Annotated in this window: 1 protein-coding gene; it reads left to right on the forward strand. The window is 45.8% G+C overall.

Translation table 11 applies throughout. The features are described from left to right. Positions 1-347, forward strand: a 347-nt coding sequence (locus HMPREF2983_RS04895) for a transposase (RefSeq protein WP_246829352.1), incomplete at its 5' end; no start/stop codon positions are given. Positions 348-373: the final 26 nt, after the last annotated feature.

The raw sequence follows: 373 nt of genomic DNA on the forward strand, positions 1-373 counted from the left end.
CCAAGGTGCTCTACGGCAAAGTATTTGCCGATAAGGGCTACATCAAGCAAGAGTTCTTTGAGAACCGCTTCAACCAAGGCATCCATCTCGTTCACGGGATCAAATCAAACATGAAAAACAAGCTTATGCCCTTGTGGGACAAGATGATGCTGCGCAAGCGATATATAATAGAATGCATCAACGAACTGCTCAAGAACAAGGCCAACCTTGTTCATTCACGCCATCGCTCCGTACATAACTTCCTCATGAATCTCTGTGCGGCATTGGCTGCATACTGTTTCTTCGAGAATAAGCCAGAGGCACTGCCCGTGCGCATTGAAAAGAGTAGGAAATTGGAACTTTTCTAAGCAAATCCTTATCCCGAACTGGCGTA

The sequence above is a fragment of the Prevotella sp. HMSC077E09 genome, assembly GCF_001814685.1.
GTDB classification, from domain to species: domain Bacteria; phylum Bacteroidota; class Bacteroidia; order Bacteroidales; family Bacteroidaceae; genus Prevotella; species Prevotella oris.